This is a genomic window from Paenibacillus sp. FSL R5-0623 (assembly GCF_037974265.1).
Lineage (GTDB): Bacteria > Bacillota > Bacilli > Paenibacillales > Paenibacillaceae > Paenibacillus.
Genome location: NZ_CP150233.1, coordinates 2,234,467 through 2,254,763, shown reverse-complemented (window position 1 = coordinate 2,254,763; position 20,297 = coordinate 2,234,467). Strand labels below are relative to the sequence as shown.

General features: G+C 47.2%; 16 protein-coding genes. 2 read left to right on the top strand and 14 right to left on the bottom strand.

Annotated features, from left to right (window positions below):
* Positions 1 to 158: 158 nt before the first annotated feature.
* From MKY92_RS10415 to MKY92_RS10395, 5 genes are all read right to left on the bottom strand, one after another.
* Positions 159 to 758, bottom strand: coding sequence for a DUF4269 domain-containing protein (locus MKY92_RS10415; RefSeq protein WP_339300561.1), 600 nt, complete (start codon positions 756 to 758; stop codon positions 159 to 161).
* A 2-nt stretch (positions 759 to 760) separates the two neighbouring features.
* Positions 761 to 967 carry a YwbE family protein gene (locus MKY92_RS10410; RefSeq protein WP_339300560.1) on the bottom strand — a complete coding sequence of 69 codons (207 nt, stop codon included), beginning with the start codon at positions 965 to 967 and terminating at the stop codon, positions 761 to 763.
* A gap of 214 nt (positions 968 to 1,181) precedes the next feature.
* The gene (locus MKY92_RS10405; RefSeq protein WP_339300558.1) at positions 1,182 to 1,970 is read right to left on the bottom strand and encodes a polysaccharide deacetylase family protein; all 789 of its coding nucleotides are present in this window, start codon (positions 1,968 to 1,970) and stop codon (positions 1,182 to 1,184) included.
* A gap of 66 nt (positions 1,971 to 2,036) precedes the next feature.
* Positions 2,037 to 2,975 (bottom strand): aldo/keto reductase, encoded by a 939-nt coding sequence (locus MKY92_RS10400; protein ID WP_339300557.1) that lies wholly within the window; start codon positions 2,973 to 2,975, stop codon positions 2,037 to 2,039.
* Between the two features lie 108 nt (positions 2,976 to 3,083).
* Positions 3,084 to 5,108, bottom strand: a complete 2,025-nt coding sequence (locus MKY92_RS10395; RefSeq protein ID WP_339300556.1) for a Na+/H+ antiporter — start codon at positions 5,106 to 5,108, stop codon at positions 3,084 to 3,086.
* Positions 5,109 to 5,322: 214 nt separating this feature from the next.
* On the opposite strand from MKY92_RS10395, the gene MKY92_RS10390 reads away from it, so the two are divergent.
* Positions 5,323 to 5,622, top strand: a complete 300-nt coding sequence (locus MKY92_RS10390) for a hypothetical protein (RefSeq protein WP_339300554.1) — start codon at positions 5,323 to 5,325, stop codon at positions 5,620 to 5,622.
* A 97-nt stretch (positions 5,623 to 5,719) separates the two neighbouring features.
* On the opposite strand, the gene MKY92_RS10385 is transcribed toward MKY92_RS10390, so the two are convergent.
* Positions 5,720 to 6,202 carry a MarR family transcriptional regulator gene (locus tag MKY92_RS10385; protein ID WP_076208988.1) on the bottom strand — a complete coding sequence of 161 codons (483 nt, stop codon included), beginning with the start codon at positions 6,200 to 6,202 and terminating at the stop codon, positions 5,720 to 5,722.
* A 268-nt stretch (positions 6,203 to 6,470) separates the two neighbouring features.
* Between MKY92_RS10385 and MKY92_RS10380 the strand changes: the two genes are divergently transcribed.
* The gene (locus MKY92_RS10380) at positions 6,471 to 7,586 is read left to right on the top strand and encodes an FAD-dependent monooxygenase (RefSeq protein WP_339300553.1); all 1,116 of its coding nucleotides are present in this window, start codon (positions 6,471 to 6,473) and stop codon (positions 7,584 to 7,586) included.
* Between the two features lie 113 nt (positions 7,587 to 7,699).
* Here the strand turns inward: MKY92_RS10380 and MKY92_RS10375 are convergent, their stop codons facing one another.
* The 8 genes from MKY92_RS10375 to MKY92_RS10340 all read right to left on the bottom strand — a co-directional run bounded on the left by MKY92_RS10375 (position 7,700) and on the right by MKY92_RS10340 (position 19,749).
* Positions 7,700 to 7,927 (bottom strand): hypothetical protein, encoded by a 228-nt coding sequence (locus tag MKY92_RS10375; protein ID WP_047842410.1) that lies wholly within the window; start codon positions 7,925 to 7,927, stop codon positions 7,700 to 7,702.
* 216 nt (positions 7,928 to 8,143) lie between these two features.
* Positions 8,144 to 10,720, bottom strand: a complete 2,577-nt coding sequence (locus tag MKY92_RS10370; RefSeq protein WP_339300552.1) for a glycoside hydrolase family 2 protein — start codon at positions 10,718 to 10,720, stop codon at positions 8,144 to 8,146.
* Between the two features lie 90 nt (positions 10,721 to 10,810).
* Positions 10,811 to 12,397, bottom strand: coding sequence for a helix-turn-helix domain-containing protein (locus MKY92_RS10365; protein ID WP_339300550.1), 1,587 nt, complete (start codon positions 12,395 to 12,397; stop codon positions 10,811 to 10,813).
* Complete coding sequence (locus MKY92_RS10360; protein WP_339300549.1) at positions 12,394 to 14,175, bottom strand: sensor histidine kinase; 1,782 nt, start codon at positions 14,173 to 14,175, stop codon at positions 12,394 to 12,396. Before MKY92_RS10360 ends, MKY92_RS10365 begins: the two co-directional genes overlap by 4 nt.
* 30 nt (positions 14,176 to 14,205) lie before the next feature.
* On the bottom strand, positions 14,206 to 15,060 hold the full coding sequence (locus MKY92_RS10355; protein WP_339301754.1) for a carbohydrate ABC transporter permease: 855 nt from the start codon (positions 15,058 to 15,060) through the stop codon (positions 14,206 to 14,208).
* 36 nt (positions 15,061 to 15,096) lie between these two features.
* Positions 15,097 to 15,978, bottom strand: coding sequence for a sugar ABC transporter permease (locus MKY92_RS10350; protein ID WP_339301753.1), 882 nt, complete (start codon positions 15,976 to 15,978; stop codon positions 15,097 to 15,099).
* A 105-nt stretch (positions 15,979 to 16,083) separates the two neighbouring features.
* On the bottom strand, positions 16,084 to 17,397 hold the full coding sequence (locus MKY92_RS10345; RefSeq protein ID WP_076208995.1) for an extracellular solute-binding protein: 1,314 nt from the start codon (positions 17,395 to 17,397) through the stop codon (positions 16,084 to 16,086).
* Positions 17,398 to 17,655: 258 nt separating this feature from the next.
* A complete protein-coding gene (locus MKY92_RS10340; RefSeq protein ID WP_339300547.1) occupies positions 17,656 to 19,749 on the bottom strand; it encodes an acyltransferase family protein in 2,094 nt (697 codons plus the stop codon).
* Positions 19,750 to 20,297: the final 548 nt, after the last annotated feature.

Genomic DNA, 20,297 nt, shown 5'->3' with positions numbered 1-20,297 from the left:
GATGACAGAAGCACCTTCCAATCGCTGTTATTCCCAGATTTTTTTGATCCCCTTTCCCAAGGGGAAATCCGGTAATAAAGGCGAACGCTTCGCTTTTTCAGGTTTTTTCTGTCCTCTCCGTTATCGTGTAAATAATTAGTTCATCTCAAATAGACATTTTAAAAAGACGTGCGTGAACGTGCCCAGTTCCAGAGATCTTCACGTTTCATCTCGGCCAGATGCAGCATGTCCACATATGGATCTCCCTGTAATCCAAGTACAGAAGCAAATGCAGGCTCCGTCTTCCACCCTGCCTGTTTGAGTCTGCGGATCTCACGGTGTCCTGCGTCTCCCCACAGTTGCAACAATCTCCACTCTACGATCATATGTAGGTATGCATTCTGCCTGTTAACTGGCACGGATTGGGCAAAAATCTCCACAGGCCAATGTCCCACTTGCAAATTACAAGTCACATAAGGACGTTGGTCTGGAAGATCACCACCACGTAAACATTGAAACTCAGCAACGGCTCCGATTCGATTGTATATCTCGGCTTCAAACATATCCAGATCCTCTGCATAACACAGCAGATCCAGATCACTGCCCGGAACATCAATATCAATCGGTACCGTTCCTGATGGATATGGGTGATAGTCAGCTAATATATCGAGCAAGCCACTGCTCTGTAACACATGATAGGCGTCCTGCTGACGTGCATTACCCGAAGCCAGATGTGCCATTACTTCTGCGGTAGTACTCATCTCCCCGCCTTGGGCCATAGTTAGTTCGAGCCTCCTGTAATGACCTGTTTCACACGTCCCACTTGACCGCTCGTCAGTCGTACTTTAATTCCGTGTGGATGCGTAGGTGACTTGGTTAACAGATCCTTCACAACGCCACGTGTCAGCTTTCCTGTAGCTTGGTCCTGCTTCAGCACAATGTCCACTTCCAGACCTGGCTTAATATTTACGCGTTGTTGTCCATTCATTATGTTCACTCTCCTCTATGTCGTAATTCATATCTTGTATACTATATAACCCTTAAACACAAAGCTCCATCTATTGTAGACGTTTTGGTTTCAAAACAAAAGGGACACGGCAATAACCTCCTAAGGCTGGTTCCATGGTTGATATGAAGACCAAGATAAAGAAACCGCAGGTCTCTTCATCTGAGACCTACGGTTTCTAATTGGATTACCATGTTCAGGGCTGCACATGCTTCAAAATAGACGAAGGCGAAGTTCCATCCTTCGCAGCTTCGCGTGCCTTCACAGCAAGCAGCTCAGACACCGTCACGAATTGATATCCCTGCTGCTGTAACTTCGGCAAGATTGTTTTGAGTGCAGCTACCGTATGGGAGTTGCCCTCCACCTTATCGTGGAAGAGTACAATATCCCCATTTCGCGCGTTATTCAGTACTTTTTTAACAATGGCCGATACACCTGGAGAAGCCCAGTCCCGTGTATCCTGATGCCAAGACCAGAGTACAATCGTATACCCTTTTTGTTTGGCAGCTTGGATGACCATGTCATTGTAATAGCCGCCCGGTGGCCTGAACAACAGGGGACGCTCCGCACCTGCTTCAATGATGGAACTTTCTGCTTCGTTCATATCCTTCATGTACTTGTCCGCACTAGTTGATCGAACTGCATACGTGTGCGCATACGTATGATTGGCGATTTCATGCCCTTCGAGCTGTTCCTGCTTAATCAGTTCAGGAAATTTATCTGCCCATTTGCCAAGTACAAAAAAAGTTCCTTTGGCATGATATTGCTGAAGCAAAGCCAGGATCTGCGGAGTCTGAATCGGATCTGGTCCATCATCAAAGGTAAGGGCGATGAGTTTATCCTGTGTGGGAACTTCCCACACGATCTCTCCTCGTTCCTCATAATACTGACGGTTCTTCTGTACAGGCTTTGCATAGGCAGAACTGCTACCCAGCAAAATAATTAGCGTGAACATTCCGATGACTCGGGCTGCCTTCAGGTTCATGTGGTGTCCTCACTTTGTCTTCATACGTAAACTCCCTGTTAGCATTTCCCGATTCACCCGAACTCATTAACGAAAGATCTGATCCACGACTGCAATTTCCTCAGCAGTTAATTCCACATTTAATGTTTGCAGATTGTTAATGACCTGCTCCGGTCGCTTGGCACCCGGAATCAATGCATCAATAGAAGGCTGAGTCAGGTACCAGGCCAGAACCAGATGAGCGACCTCAACATCCTTGGATTGTGCTATGCTACGCAGTTGCTCAACTTTATCCAGATTTCCAATAAAAGCTTCACCTGTAAACAGCGGGTTCTTTGCCCGTCCATCCTGAAAGGTTGTATTACGATTGTATTTACCACCCAGCAGTCCCGCAGCCAGTGGGAAGTAGGGCACAAAAGAAATGTCATGCTCAGCCGTATACGGCAACAGCTCTTTCTCGGCATCTCTTTTGAACAGATTATATTCAGATTGCAGTACGTCTACATGCCCGTCCTTGTTGGCTTCACGCAACTGATCGATGGAGAAGTTGGATACACCAATGGCACGAATTTTGCCAGCGTCTTTCAATTGTTTTAACGTATCTACCGCTTCATCCTTAGGCGTATGTTCATCCGGAAAGTGGATGTAGAACAGATCAATGTAATCGGTTTGCAGACGTTTCAACGCCTCATCCACGGATGTTTTCAGAAAAGCAGGTGAGTTATCCATGACAATCTTGCCATCCACTAATTTATGAGCTGCCTTGGTTGCAATAATGGTATTCTGCCGCTGACCGGTTTCCTTCAGTACTTCACCAATCAGTCGTTCGGAATGCTCAGGTCCATAGATGTATGCCGTATCCACAAAGTTAATGCCTTGTTTCAAAGCTGTACGAACCACTTCCTTACCCGTCTCATCATTCAGCATTTCCGGATAGATATTATGTCCGCCTACTGCATTCGCACCCAATCCAATGGGATTCACGATCAGATCCGTCTTGCCCAACCGAATTTGTTGTTCTGCCATGTCTCATCTCTCCTTCACTGATCGAATAAGTACAATTTAGTTGTGACGTCTTTCTTGTCCATATTATATCAAACCGCTTAGCATATATAAAATATCGGATTTATCGGATTAGGTATTTTTCAGCGCAGTCGCTTCAACGTCGTTAATAAACCGGCGCAGTTTGGCAGCCACATCACGTGTGATTTCGCCGTTCTCATACAGTTGCTGAACCGTATTGCGCTGCTCCTGAATGGCCACCATCTGCAACTCCAGCTTCTCCTGATTAAACGGATCTTCCGTTTTCCCCTGGTTCCAGGTACGCAATTTGGCAATTACACGCTCATACTTGGCAATGACCGACAGTGCGACGACTCGATTCCCATCATTCATATGGGCACGAATGGCCTTAATGGCTGCTTCAGAGGTGCGCAGCTTCACCTGACGAAACAGTTCTGCATTTTCAAGCATAAATGGTTGATTCGGTTTCTGGGACCGTTTGGTGAACAGATGTCCTAACACACGCCCGATCTCGCTGATCGACGTCATGAACTGAGTATTTGCCCGATTCGCCAGCATCATTTCCTTGCGATCCAGCCAGCTGTCACATTTGAAGGCCGCATCAGAAGCAATTGCATTTTCGTCCAGCATTACTTCAACTTCTTTACGCTCCGCCCGGGTGGCAATCAGGTTAATAGCCGTTTCTTGTTTCTGAATATCTTTGCGTTTACCGGCGGTGAGCTGACCTGCGGCCTGCCTGATGTATTTGGACAGATCTGAGACGACCGCGAGTGCCGCAGCTTTGTTCTCATCGTTCATTTCGGATTTGACAGCTCGTATTGCCGCATTCAGCATAATGTCATGCGCTTTTCGTTCTGACTTCTGCGGTGTTTCTTCTGTGGATTTCCCATCGTCCTTGGCCAGAACTGGAAGAAACACGCTCGCCGCAATCAGAGAGAAGAGGATAACCCCTGCCGCCAGGAAAATAATCAGATCCCGTTCAGGGAAAGGTGATCCATCCTGAAGCACATAAGGAATGGAGAACGCACCCGCCAATGTTACAGCCCCCCGCACCCCAGAGAGGGAAATGATCGTAATATCCTTGAATCTGGGCCTGCCAATAGAGGATTTCGTACGCAGCAATTCATTCCCTTGCCAGAACAGATAGATCCAGAGGAAGCGCAGAACCAGCAGTAACACCGAGATCAAGCCCACATATCCCAACACCTGCAGATTATTAAACGAAACATTTTCAAAAATGGTACTCAACACATCCGGGACCTGTACACCCAGAATAACAAACACCAGACCATTTAGTATAAATAAAATGACTGACCAAGTGCTCGCAGATACCACCTGCATTTTCAACTGAACCGATTCAGCGCGGTCACGCTCAATGGCGTGGATAATACCGCCTGCCACTACCGCAAGAATACCTGATACCCCAATTTCTTCACTCACCAGATAGATGATAAATGGCGTCAGGATTTGAAGCAACATGTGAATGGTCACATCTTCCATGCCCAGTCTACGGATCCATACCCCGAGCCTGATTAACAGAAAAGATAACAATGCCCCGACAAGAAGTCCACCAATCGCAATCAGAATAAAACTGAAGGTTGCCTGCGCCAGGGAAAACACACCTGTAACCGTGGCTGCAATCGCGAATTTGAAGGCGACCAAGCCGGATGCATCATTCATTAACGCTTCACCTTCAAGAAGCCTATGTATGCCTTTGGGCAAATGTACCCGCCCTGCCATGGCGCCAACGGCAACTGCATCTGTCGGCGACAGTATGGCTGCAAGAGCAAAAGCAGCAGGTAACGGAATTGAAGGAATCAGCCAGTGAATGGCATATCCCGCCACAACCACCGTCACGAATACAAGCCCTAGTGCAAGCAGAAGTATCGGTGCGCGCAGATTCCATAATTCATTCCTTGGCGTTCGTTTACCATCGTTGTATAACAAAGGTGCGATGAACAGTACAAAGAACAATTCCGGATTCAACGGCAGGTGAACACCTGCGGGAAGCAAAGCTATAGCTACACCAAGCACGATTTGAATGAGCGGAATGGGAATAAAGGGTACAAACCGGTTTAAAATATTGGATAAACCAATCAGGACCAGTAACACAAGTACGGCAATAAATATTTCCATGATGACAATCCCTTTCCGCTATAGAAGTGGTGAAACCTTTGTTGTATAGGTTTATTTTAACATAATCCAACCTTTGTTATAGAAATGTTGTCATATTCATATTCCCATTCAACTGCCCTCAGACCACTCTGAATGAAAGATTTCTGATGGATTCTGTATATAAGATGTTACAATATGCTCAGGACAATACCCGTTTGGAAAGGAACTTGCATCTATGGCATTTGGAATTAAACGACAGGAGCTTGCTGCGTGGAAGGAACAAGTGGCTCGTGGTGAGATTGCGTACCTCACTCATTTCTGGATTGACAACCGATTCCCTGGTATCACCAGTGTCACCAAAGTTGGCTGTGCAGATCTGGAACGTCTCGAGCGTTGGTGCAATGATCATGCGCTGAACCCGCGATACATTCATCGGCGGCAGCCATTTCCCCACTTTGACCTGATGGGCAGCAAACAAAAAGAAGTTTTGATCCAGGAAGGCTTTACGGATCATGTGGTTCGCTTTCATTTGTAAACCAACTCAAAAACGCCAGTCTTCAAGGGTTCATCCCCCCGCAATTAGGGACGAACTCATGAGGACTGACGTCTTCAAGGATCAAGTCATATATGGACTACCGGTGGATCTGCTCAAACGACTTCATGTTCTCCAGCAGTTTCAGTTCAATTTTCTTCAGCATGCCAAACATCTGCTGTTGCTCCTCTTCGGAAAGTGCTTGCAACAATTCCCACGTCATTCGGCCGCGATTCGCATTAAGTGTCTTGGCAAGCTGCACGCCTTCATCCGTTAAGGACAGCCACACAATTCTCCGATCTTCTTCACTGCGCACCCGCTGGATCAACCCTTCCGTCTCCAGTTGATTCAGTACAATGGTGGTTGCGCCGGAAGACAAACTGAGTTGTCTGGCCACATCAACCGCCATGCAGCGTTTTTCACGTAAAATCATGCCCAATATATGACTTTTTGTCGGATTCAGTTTACAGTTGGTTTCGGTCTTCTGCTGCTGATCCAATACTTTGTTTTTATATCTGAAGAAGGCCTCCAACAATTGATCTACATTTGCCAATTGAGAGTTTCGCTCCGTATCCGGGCTCATAAACGTTCCTCCGCCTTTCATCATAACCTACCTTATATTGTAACATATTTACACTATGATGTTTGTGAAAAATCCGCTTGTATCCGACACCCTATCGTTGACTGCATGACTCTTGTTTTATTTTGGGTTTCATCTATTGCATTATGGCAACGGGTTTGTTTATAATAACCTATATCTAAAGTTACTTTTAGTTACTTAATGATTTTAATAAATCTGTTGTTATAAAGTAAATAAAGCATCACCATTATACTGCAAGGGACTTATGCACATGAATCAGAATATACAATCTCAACTCAAAACAGATGTTTGCATCGTCGGCGCTGGACCTGGCGGTGCTTTGCTTTCTTATTTACTGAATCAAAAAGGAATCTCCACGATGCTCATTGAACGGCAGCCCCATCTGCACAAGTCATTTCGCGGGGAGTTGCTCAATGTGGACGGCGAAGCCATTTTAAATAAACACAGCCTCTATTCCCTCATCCAGGAACGCGGAGCACTGCTCTTGGAACAGATTCAGTATTGGGAAAATGGGCAGATTATTCATACGGTATCACCGGGCAATGGAGAATCTCATGTTGGTATTCATGTACCCCAAGATCATCTCCTGGAAGCCATCGTGTCGCATGCTCAGCAGCACAGTTCATATGAACAAGTACTGTTCAATACGATTATGACCGGTTTGTTACGAGACAAGAACGGCCAGGTCGTGGGTATTAACATTCGGAAGAACGGCGTTCCTGCCTCCATTGAGGCATCTGTTATTGTGGGTGCTGATGGCAGATACTCTGCTGTACGCAAACATTCCGATATGACCCCGGAGATTCGCAAGCACGGGTATGATCTGCTCTGGGCGCGCATTCCGGCACCCGTAGGCTGGGAACCCGCTGTTCGAATGGCCAGCATGGATGGTCAACAGCTCGCCCTGTTCTCACAGTTCGGCGGTTATGTTCAGATTGGATGGAACATTCCCGAGGGGGCTTACTCCAAGCTGCGAGAGCAGCCGATTGCTCCTTTTGTAGATAAACTTGTATCTGCTTTTCCTTGCCTGTCTGATTCAGTAGCAGCCAACATCCAGAGCTGGAGTGATTTTGTTCTGTTATCTGTTGAAAGCAGCTATTGCAAGTCGTGGGCACAGGACAATGTTGTACTCATTGGTGATGCCGCTCATACCATGACACCAACCGGTGCGTTTGGACTTAATGCTGCGCTCGAAGATGCGGATGTGCTCTCCGAATTACTTGTCCAAATGGCTGCAGATCAATTCCGTTCCACTGCACAACTTCAGGAACTTCAGACGATTCGCGGTGCAAAGGTACAGCAGCAGCTTGCTCGGCAAGTGGAGATGGAATCCTCTTTCCAACAGCGTTATGAATCCTTTCTCTAATCCCAGTTAATACGGATTAAATGCCTATATGCCCAAACAGCCGATCACTCCCTCATAGAGAAGAATCGGCTGTTTGGCTTGTTGGTTTATCTTTTTTATGTAATTCCGTATCTTCATTTTCGTTTGCGTGGAGCAAACGTGTCTTCTCTGGGTGCTTCTTGTACAGTATCGACGTCCTTCGGATAGGATGAGATGTTATCTTTTTCATATACTGCTTTCTCCAGATTGCTTAAGCGGCGCAATACTTGTTTGCTTTTACGAACGATATATACAATACCAATAATCAGCAGGATCAACATCAGAATGAATATGACCATTTCGGGATAAAAGACAAATGACATGAATCCACCTCCTTTTGAAAACGATTTCTTTCTATCATTCTACCCTTAATGATCCAAGATGTGAACCCGATGGGAAGTACCACTTGTGGACTAAGGACAAAACTACCTTGACACGACGACATGATCTCACCTGCTGCAAAAGTAAAAAAGGTGGCATCCCTGTTCAGGATCACCACCTTGAACCTCGAATAAGATTCGAAGTCTATTCTTATTATTTTATCCTTCTCTGCCGTTCATGGCACTCACTCGAAGTTCCTTCAGAGGCAGAGACGACTGCTCTGGATGACCAAGCCTTACTGTTCGACTCTCACCAGGGAGCAGATCAAAATAATTGTCACTGAATCGGACACGCCCAAGGGGAAGCTCCAGCTTCACCAATCGTGCAATCGCTCCACTGGCCGTAACCGTTACAGACTGCTCCTCTTCGTTCACATGTACGCTCAATTGCGACTCTGGCAACGTCACATCCTTGGGATCACGCAAGAAGTATCGATTGCTCGGTGCCGCAAACCCTTCAGATACCAACTCAACCATTACTTCCTCCGCACGTCTGCCCTGTAACACCTCTACTTCAGTTAATTCAGCAATACACCGTGAGGATTGGGATGTTACCTCAACAGCATGTGAGCTGGAGTAGATCTTCTCTCCATTCAATGCATAGACATTGAGTCGAAGCTCCCCCTTCAAGACGTCACGTGTATCGTTCACAACCCACAACGCAAGCGGCTCCCCCGGCTCATGCTCCAGTGACAACAGGACAGGATGAAAGAATATTTTCCCGTAATAAAAGGATGCCTTCGGCAGCAGTTCATAATCAATCATGGACCAACTTGTCCCTGGCCAACTGTCATTCAATTGCCACACAAGCGCACCGCTGTTACGGTGATTAATACGTCGGAAATGTTCAATTCCATAGCGCAATCCTTCTGCTTGAGTCAGCATGGAATAGTTCATGTATTCCTCTATATTTTGCGGAATCCCTGTATAACCCTCCATTAGCAAAATGCCTTTCTGGTGATTGGTATCCTTGTTACGATAGGCCATCTCCGGACTACCCCAGTAAAACTGCCCTGCAGGCATATTTTTCTCCAGCGTGTAACGATTGGCCGAGGCATGCATGCCAAATTCACTGCTGAACAACGCATGATCGTTTTTGTAATTTTTGAACGTTACACCTTCAATACTGTAGTCCAGCAACGGCGGCTCTCCATGCTTCCTTGGATAGACCGAACCATGCCATACCTGCCAGTTGTGACGATCCCCCACATCCGGGTCATTCGCATCCTGACCGTTGCTGTCCCCGAACGGCGAAGAAGGCCAGTACGGACGAGACAAATCCAAGCGCTCCAGCACTTCAGGGATTAGCTCATGATATATCTGTTCGCCGTAGAACGGACTGGTAATATCTCCACTCGCCGACTTCATATCATAGAGCCAGTCAATCTCGTTATTCCCACACCAGATGGCAAGCGAGGCACGGTTACGCAGGCGCAAGACATTGTTTTCTACCTCTTGCCGTACATTATCCATGAAATCACGATTGAAATCCGGGAACAATGCGTTCGCGAATGCAAAATCCTGCCACACCAGCACCCCTTGCCGATCACACTCATCGTAGAAGACATCCTTCTCATATATACCACCAGCCCAGACACGCAGCATGTTCATATGACCTTCCACCGACAGCTCCACAAGCTCACGATATCGGGAGGTTGGGATGGCTCCAATCAGATGATCAGCCGGAATCCAGTTGGCACCCTTGGCATATACTTTGACTCCGTTCAGAATAAAAGTAAATGCATCTTCACCCTGTTCATTGTGAAGAGCCAGCTCTATCGTTCGTAACCCATAAGGCTCGTTATAACGATCCACCTCAATGCCATCTGCGTATAATGTAACCTCCAGGGTATACAGATACGGCTCACCCAGATCATGAGTCCACCATAACTGAGGTGACGTAACGTTTAATGTGGTATCTGCCTTACCACCTTCTAGAGGTAGTTCAGTGGCACATGCCACTTCGTGTCCGCTCCGATCCAACAGACGAATATTACAGGTCGCAACCACAGCCTGCTCACGTTTCTGTCTGCTACGGTAAGACAAGACCGACTTCACATCCGCCGTGACGCGTAATACAGCAAGCTCTGAACTGACTGATTCCGTACGAGCATACACACTTTCCAGCTTGGCGATTGTTCGTTTTTCCAGCCGTACAGCACCCCAGATCCCCACCGTAACCATACGTGGACCCCAGTCCCAGCCAAAGTTCATCGCTGCTTTGCGCAACCATGGTCGTTCCTTCGTATACGAGGACCAGTCGAAGGTTTCTTTGTCCCGGTGATGCAGGTGAAGCGGATCAAACTTGACAGCAATCGCATTCCAGCCGCTGCGTACCAGAGACGTTACATTAAACGTATGTGACATAAGCATATTGGCCGTTTTCCCAACTTCATGGCCATTGACATATACCGTTGCAAACGTATCCAATCCTTCGAACACCAATTCAAAGTGCTCCTCGGTCTCTGCATCTTTCACCAGATTGAAGGTTGTGCGGTACCACCATTCCTTTTGCTCAATCCAGCGACTTTTGGCATCATTATGTCCGTAATAGGGCGGATCAATGATACTGCGTTCAACCAGTGCAGCGTGTACATCGCCAGGCACTTCAGCCCCAATCCAGAAACGGTCATCCAGTGTAGCTGCTGCCACATCCATTGCCCGCTTCTCTCCAACTTCAAAATGCTGTATCTTCCATTGTCCCGATAAATCCTGACTTGAACTATGGGTCTTCATCAGTATGCCCTCACTCTCCAATATCTCTGAGTAATACCATATCGAAAACGTTTGCAGAAATGCAAGACATGTTTCCCAATCTCCTCATTTCTAACTTCCCGAAGGCTTAAACGACATTGCCTCCTCGCGATATTCACTCGGGGTTTTACCCGTATGTTTTTTGAACAGCCTGCTAAAATATTTCACGTCCTCGTAGCCGCTGATGGCAGCGACTTCACTGACCTTCGCTGGAGACACCGCGAGCATATCCATCGCTCTTCGTATACGCATATCGATGACAAAATCTCCGAAGGTCACACCCATTTCTTTTTTAAACAGTTCACTGAGGTGACCCGGATGCAAATGAACATGTCCAGCTACCTGCTGCAGATTAATATCCTGCGCCAATGAAGATTCAATATAACCGATAGCCTTCTGCACATGGGCAGCCTGTCCCTGACCCATTCGGCTATGATAGACATGCATCAGACCATACAGATGATGGAACAACATATCCCCGAGATCCGCAGCTTCGGCATCCGGTTCCGGCAACCAGGGCTCGAGCCTTGCGGGTTCTTCACGCCCTGTGGCTCGCATTGTGCGAGTTAGCCAGCGATGACCTGCAATGACGGCTGAGTGCAAACAAGCACTGAACGATTCTGGTGTGACCTCCGGTTCCGTAACAAGATTAGCCACAAGTTCCCGCGTCCATGTCGTTAACGTGACTGAATCATTATCCAGCAATATTGTACCAAGTCTGGTCTCCTCTTCGTGCGTAAGTACAGTTTTACCGCCTTGGCGAACCTGAACGTGCTCATAATGCCATACTTTGTAATTCATCAAACCCCGATATCGGAATGCAGCTGAAGCAGTTCTGTAGCTTTCGTGCAGATCTGCATATCCACGCACAGGCAGACCTACGGCTGCGCGCAGGGTGCACTTCAATAATTGCTCCACCCGACGTAATGCACTCTCCAGCCTGAACGTAGTTTCATGTTCCACCGGCGGCCATGAAACTACACAAATAATTTGCTGTTTCTCTACATGAGCAATGGCACCAGGTAACATATCCTCCAGAGTATTCTGCACCGCAAATCGTAATAGCGCATCCGAGGATCGATCCCAACCCTCCGCTCGAAGAATAATGACTTGTCTGAGAATCTGTTCATCATCAAGGCCACCAACCCCTGCCTCTTTTCCAGCATCAGATCGCAAGAATGAAGGAAAATGTCCCGAAGCGGTATCACCATCAATGATCCACCCGGCAAATAACCGCTCCCGATTCTCCCGCATAAGCTGGCCCTCTCTGGACTTCTCTGCCCAATGTTCCGTGATTCGCTGTTTGGCCTGTAATACGGTCTTGATGATCTCTTCCGGCTTGCTTGTTTTGAGCAGATAATCTGTGACGCCTTGGCGAATCGCCTGTTGCGCATAAGAAAAGTCATCGTATCCGGACAAAATAATGACCTCCAGCTCAGGTAGCAATTGCAAGCCCTCTTCTGCCAGTTCCAGTCCCGATCTGCCTGTCATCCGAATATCCGTCATCAGGATATGTGGACGTTCCTCAGCCATGCGTGTTAACGCCTCCTCTGCCGAGGCAGCAGGTTGAAGAAGTTCAATTCCGAGGTCATGCCAAGCGATAACGCTGGCAAGCCCTGTACGGATAATCACTTCATCATCAACAATTAATAGTCTCATGGCGAACCCTCCAAGATTGGAATGGAAAACGAAATCCGGGTACCTCCCCCAACCCTGCTGTCTACTTCAAGCTGTGCATCCGCTCCATAATGGAGCAGCAGCCTCTCATTCACATTGCAGAGCCCATAACCGCCTTGGTTCAGCTGTTTTTCCGGCTGTTTTCCCTTCCATTCCCTAATGCTTATCCTTAATTGTTCCAGCCTGTCCGGCTCCATGCCGACACCATCATCCAGCACGAGCACATTCATCTTTTCATTATCCGGGTCCTTGCGAATCATTATGGTAATGGTGCCCACGCCTGATTTCGGCTGAATGCCATGAATCATGGCGTTCTCAACAAGCGGTTGCAGCAATAGCTTCAGCATCATTCGCTTCTCAAGCGCTGGATCTACGATATAATGCAAAACAAATTGATCAGGGAAACGAATCGACTGCACACGCACATAATGGCGAATATGAGCAATCTCCTGTTCCACAAGGCAATAATCCTGACCATTGTTTAAACTGATGCGTAGAAAGTCACTCAAGCCCTCAACCATATCCGCGATCCGCTTCTCTTCAGACATCAAGGCAATCCAATGAATTGAAGAGAGTGTGTTATACAGAAAGTGCGGGTTAATCTGCGCCTGAAGCACCCGAAGATCCGCTTCTTTTTTGCGAGCTTCACCTCGAATAACCTCTTCCTTCAATAACTGAATATGTGCACCGAGCAGATTGTAACTCTCCCCAAGCCTGCCAATCTCGTCATCACTTTCTGATCGAAACAAAGGAAGCGGGCGTTCCGGGTCAATTCGAGACAGATGCCGGGTAAGTACACGAAGCGGCCTCGTCACACGCCGTACCGTAAACCAGACCAATCCAGCACTGATCACAGCAGACATGGCAACGGCGCAGCCAGTTAGAATAAGAATGTACCGATTCTCCGACTTGTACTGGTCATAAGGAACCGTTCCAACCAACGTCCACCCCGTCAGTTCTTCCGGGTAATAGAGCAGCGTCCGTTTATCGTCACCACTGCCATACGTGGTGGTTCCGCTACCGCCATCCTGAATCAACGTTGTAATCCCTGGTTCGACACCTTCCAGCTTAAGCCCAAGCCGGGATTTGTCCATCGAAGACAGAATCTCTCCAGAACTGCCGATGAGTTCCAGTCTGCCTTGCCCTCTGCCTAATCCCAGAGCGGCCCATCCCTTGGATATGGCCTTCTCATCCAGACTAATGGCTAACCAGCCGATGGGTCGATAATCATGGATACTACGAATCGGCCGAACCAATGTGATCACATTTTGAATACCCGCGTAATTCTGAACCGGGTATACTCCCGTCCATTGTTTGACTGCTTCACCGCTGGGAACAGAGGGATACGAAAGGTTCGATTCATTGGATTCATACCAGGTAGCGGTTGACAATATAGCATCAAAACGTCCCGGATATATGGCGATGTTGGCGATATATTTCTTGGAAGCCGCCAGATTGGTCATCCTGCCCAGGATATCCACCCGGTCCAGCTCATGATCTTCATTGTGGCTAAGATACTGCTGGATGTCCCGTTCTCCAATCAGGAAAATGGAGAGATTCTCGGCATCCTGCAGCATATAACGAAGATTTGCTTCTACCTGTTTCAGCGTATCCATGCCGGACAGCTTTGTTTTTTGCTCTGTGATGCGGGAAGAGATCAGAAAGGCGAACAGGCCCAAGGCCAGCAAAGGCACAATCATTGAAGCCGTCACAACGACGGATAGCTTCCTTTGTAACGAAGATGTGAGCCAGCGTGCCAAACGTTTCTCCTCCTCTGGATGCGCTTTCGCTTACCCTTTAACAGCTCCTGCGGTCATGCCTTTCATAACCTGTTCCTGGAATATAAGATACAGAATAATGGTTGGAATGACCGACAGGGTCATGGCAGCAAGCGTTAATCCGTAATCCGTCTGATATCCATCCGCAAAGTTCGCAATGGCCAGCGGTAACGTTTTCAATCCAGTTTTGTTGATGAACACAAGTGCAAATGAAAAGTCATTCCACGCATGCAGGAAACTCAGGATCGTAACCGTGGACAATGCAGGGACAGACATCGGCAGCATAATTCGGGTAAACAGCCCCCACAGGCCTGTTCCATCAATAAAAGCCGCCTCTTCAATGTCACGTGGAACACTTGTCAGATAAGCCGTAAGCACAAAAATTGCCGTAGGCAGTGCAAAAGCCGTATAGGGTAAGATTAATGCCCAGTACGTATTTAGCAGGGACATCTGTTTCATTAAAATAAATAAGGGGACAAGTGTACTATGGATCGGAATGAGCATCCCCACAACAAAGAAGGTCATGATTAACCCTTTCCAACGAAACTGGAAACGAGCCAGGATGAATGAAGCCAGCGCTGCAATAAACAGCATCAGAATAAGTGACCCCACCGATACGATTAGTGAATTGCCAAAAGCGGTCCCCAGCCTGGAGCTTTCCCATGCATTGCTGAAATTGGCAACATTCCAGTTTTCCGGCAGACCAAAGGGCCTGCTATAGAAATCTTCATTTGTTTTGAATGCACTAATCACGAGCCAGTAGAACGGATACAATGTTAAAATACCATAGACCGTTAGCAGCGTCCAAACAATTCCGCTACGGAGACGGCGAATCGGATGGCCCGAGCCGCTTTGTGGTGATGGCATGGATACAGGTGTCACGCGCATGATAACTCCTCCTCTCTATTGATTCTCTTTTCGTTTGCGACTGGTCACCCATTGGCTTGTTCCGATCAGCAGCAGGGAGATCAATACGATGGTTGTTGAGATTGCACTACCAAAACCATATCGGTATGTTGTAAAGGTTGAATTGTACATATACGTTGCAAGCAGTTCCGTCGCATGTGCCGGACCACCCTTGGTCATGATGTAGACCAGATCGAATGATTTCAGACTACCCGAAATACATAGAATAATCGCAACCTGAACCGTACCCCAGATTATGGGCAGAGAAACGGATACCAGTTTCCGGATTCCTGAAGCACCATCTATTTTGGCAGCATCATGAATCTCGCCTGGAATATTCTGTAGTGCCGAGATAAAGATAATCAGATACAACCCGACAAAGCTCCAGAGCAGCGGCGGTACCAATGAGAAAATTGCAATCTTGTCATCGGACAGCCATTGCAGCTTCCAACTCTCCAGCCCCAGTGCGTCCAGCAGAAAGTTCAATATCCCGATCTGCGGATGATAAATATATTGCCAGATCATACCGATAACTACAGTGGATAACACCATCGGCAGAAATACGGCTGAACGCAGAAACCGCTGTAATGGATTGCTTTTGTGTAAGATGACCGCCAACATCAGCGCTAACGGAATTTGTCCAAAAACCGATGCCAGCACAAAAATAACGTTATTTTTCAGTGCCCGCCAAAATATAGGATCATGCCATATCTCAATGTAATTATCCACACCAATATATTTGGATGCCCCGATGCCGGACCAATTGAAGAACCCGTAGTACGCTGACCACACGACCGGTACAAATACAAACAATGCATAAATGATGACTGCCGGGGCCAGCCCCAGCATAATAAAACGCCGACTTCGCAGTGCGTTCATCTGTTCACTTCCCCTCCTTGAATGAATGCCTTTCTCAACTTGCAACTGACTATCTCGTCCAGACTCAAAACCCCTCCCCTGCCGGGAAGGGGTTCTAACGAATGATTACTGACTAACTGCATTGGCTTGAGCCGCCTGAATTTTGGCTGCGATGTCTTCGGCCTTGCCGCCCATTAGTAGCTCTTGCAATGCATTATTAATAACCTCAACCGTCGCCGATCCCAACTTGGAATCGTATACTGGCGTGATTTTCACTTCCTGCATCAGATCATATAATTCAACGAACAATGGATGCGCCTTGGTTTTGTCCAGATCAATCTTGTAACTCACCAATGTGCTGCTATCCAATGTGGCCTTCTGACCATCAGGTCCTGCCAGTGCGTAGAACAGCTCCATCGCTGCCTCTTTTTGTGCGCCGCTCAGCTTTTTACTTACACCCAACCCGGTTCCTACAACACCGGATGTTGTTCTCGGTTCACCCTGACCTCCGTCCACTGGAGGAAGAATCGTAATATGTGTGTTGTTCAATACCTCTTCAGGTGCATTGTTCACCAGATTAGCCAAGGCCCATCCGCCGTTCATGACCATCGCTGCCTTACCTTGGAAATAAAGCTGCATCATCTGTGTCTCATCGATACTGTTGAATCCATCCTGGAATGCCTTGGTGTTGCCAAGCTCTTGCATCTTGTTCAAGGCTTCAATAAATTGCGGATCGGTAAAACTTGCACCATCTTGTGCTGCCGCTTTCAGGAACCAGTCCGTACCGGTAATCCGATCAGCCAGTGTACTGAATATCGTTGATTGAGCTACCCAGTTGGCCTTGTTGCCAAGTGCCATGGGAATGACTTTATTTTGATTAAAAGTAGCAATCGCTTGTTCCAGTTCCGCCCACGTCTCAGGCACTTTCACATTGTACTGTTTGAAAAGAGCTTCATTGTAATAAATGAAGGAACTTGGCGCCAGATTCATGGGCACGGAGTAGATATTCCCGTCTACGGTGTATCCGTCCAGTGCATTCGGGATAAAGTTGTCTTTCCACTCCGGCTTTGCATCCAGCTCTGCATTAATGGGCTGTAACAGATCCCCTTTGACAAATTCCTTAGTCATGGCATCCGGCCACATCACGAACAGATCTGGCATCTCATTGGCAGCTGCCACCGTGCGAAGTCGGGTTTTGAGACCATCTGTTGGCAAGCCTTCATCCACAACTTCAATATCTGGATGCGCCGCGCGAAAATCTTCAATTATTTTGCGCATCGCAACCGCCTTTGCGTCCTGTCCGGTCCAGTTGTGCCAGAGTGTGACGGTTACTTTGTCGTTGCCGCTGCCTCCTTCTGAAGTGTCCCCGCCAGCACAGCCAGCCAGAATAATGGAGAACAATGTTATTGCCAGGAAACCCGAAAGCCATTTTTTCAACATCTCTATAATCCCCCTCGGCGATTTGAATACACTTATTGTAAATGGTAACGCTATCATACCGTAAGGTGACGATCCACGGATGCAGGGGTGAAAAATATCGGTTCCCCTATTTGGAACTTACTTTGCTGACTTATTTGTTCACAACATATAAAAAGAGCCCTCATAATGAGAGCTCTTTCTTGTTGCAGCCGTCGGCAGCTTCACCCCAGGCTATATATAATGAATAAGTGCTAAATCGTATTAAATATGGATTGCGTATTATTGGATACTGTTCTTCACCAGTTCTGCAAAAGCTTCGGACCCTTGCGTAGTGAGATGTACGCCATCTTTTTCAAAATATTCGTCATGTCCCTCACTTGCACTGTTCCAGTCAATCAACGAGACATTGCTGTACTTGGATGCAGCCTCATTCAAAGCCCTGTTCACCGTTCGTTCCCACGGACGAGGTACGCGCACGGTAACCAGATATACCCGATCCTCATCCTTCAGATAATCAAGCACAGCATTCAAGTTTTTGGAGTTAAAGGAACCATTCGTCCCGAGCTCCAGCACCACTTTGCTGCCCATTTGGTTGTTTTGCTTCAGACCTTCCAATACATCACCTGCCTGCCACATCTGACGACCGACATGTCCGTCCACATACACTCCCGATATACTTTGCTCCAGATACGGTTTTGCATCCAAAATCACCGAATCTCCAATGACGGTATAATGAACCTTGCCATCCTGGGCAGGAGGAGCCGTTTCTTCATTGTCCTGAGATGAATCAGGTGTGTCTTCCGTATGATCCGTGTCATCGGATTGATTCGCCCCGGCGTCATCCGGTGTATCATTCTCGTTCGTCACGGATTCATCAGCCGGCTTATCTTCAGACTGACCGTCTTTGCCAGGATTCACTGAATTGTCTTGTTCGTCAGGTTTTGAATCTGGTGCAGGCTCTCCTGTTGGCTTCTCATTTTTCCCCGGATCATCTTTCGTTCCTGCTTCCGGTTTATGGGTATGAGCATCGTTCTTTTGGCCAGAGCCTGACGTTGCTGTAATAGCTGGCAACACATCCTGTCCCTGTTCCTCCGCTACGGAATTCTCTCCATTCAATGTGTTGGACATCGATACCGAATGGGAGTCGGAGTTCGCTGCATGTGAGACCATCATCTGAGATACCGTATAGGACAACAGCAGAATCGTCATCAACAGACCTGCACGCTTCCACCATACATTACGTATACCGATCGATGACCGTCCTCTTCCCCATAATCGGGACCAAGAATCACGGAATCCGTTGTACCGAATCGGATTTTCGATATATTTAAGAGACAATGAGGCCAGTACAACCGTTGCAGCAACCTGTAAAATGATTCGTACAGGATGTGCTCCTCCCGTATCCACCGCGGGATTGGTTAGCATAATAACAGGATAATGCCACAGATATAATCCGTAGGATCGCTCTCCGATCCAGCGTAATGGCTTCGCGCCAATGATACGTGCCAGGAAAGACGATGGGTGAGCCAACACCGCTACCAGCAACGTTGTTGCAACAGCCTGAAGCACCATGCCCCCTTGATACAGAAACGGATCATATTCACTGCTGTTCAGCATCATGTAGATTAACATAGCAAGCGCAGCAAGTCCCGACACATCGAGCACAAGCCGGTTCAAGCCAGACAGAGAGCTCGACAACTTGCGACTAGGCCACACCACGGCAAGAGCAGCACCAGCAAGCAGTGCAAATGCCCGCGTGTCTGTTCCATAATATACACGGCTCGGGTCCAAATCCGGATTATACATGATGGCCATTGCGCCAGCAGATAATTCAGCTGCGACGACAATGAAAACGACCAGCCATCCCTTTCTTTTGAACACTACGATTGCTGCGATCAGTAGAAGAGGCCATATAAGATAAAATTGCTCTTCCACAGCCAGCGACCAGAAATGTCCAAACGGTGATGGAGGGCCAAAACTTTCGAAATAGGAAACGTTGTGAAAGATATACCACCAATTGCTTATGTATAATACACCCGAAACGATATCACCACGAAGCGCAGCAAGCCGGGATGGGTCTGTACACGCTAACCAGATCATCACCACAGCTGTCATGGTCAGCATGCCTGGAAGCAAACGCCTTACCCGTCTTACCCAGAAATCACCGAGTGAAATGCGTCCATGTTCCTGCCACTGTGACACGAGAATATCTGTAATTAAATATCCCGAGAGAACAAAGAATATACCTACACCGAGCAGTCCACCCGGAATAAAATCCAAATTCAGATGATACGCGATTACCGCAAGTACAGCGAGGGCTCGCAAGCCGTCAAGTCCATTCATATGTCTCTTACGATTTAACGATTGTGACATGCATGCCCCTCCTTGTTACTGTGAGTCAACAACATCGGTGTTGGGGGCATAAAGGAACTCCTGATCGTTCTGGTTGTCATTAACATACGTATTGCACCTTCCATCTTTCATTTACAACATAAGAAAAGCCTCTGTTTGAAGCACGATCTGATGATGCTACATTCTGTGTGAATTCTATAATCTTAAAGAAGACGATTTGCCTGTCCATTAAGTTTAATTATTAAAATATTCTTTATATTCATTCGTGAGTTCACGTTTAGCATTATACGCCCGAAATAAGCCTCATACTTTACAGGAATATTTACAAACGATTAAACCGATGTAACCTTTCCTGCCAGCTCATATAGCTGTAAAATCATACTCTAATTTTGTCGTTAAATATAGTACTTTTCATCGAGTGGCTAAAATTACCTGTCCCGCTTGCGCAAACCAGCATACCCACGCACACATCGATTGAAACAATTGAATTCATAACAAAAGGCTGCCGACTTGCTCAGCAGCCAATATCCATTATAAACCTATGTCAGACCGGATTGAAAGTTTTGCTT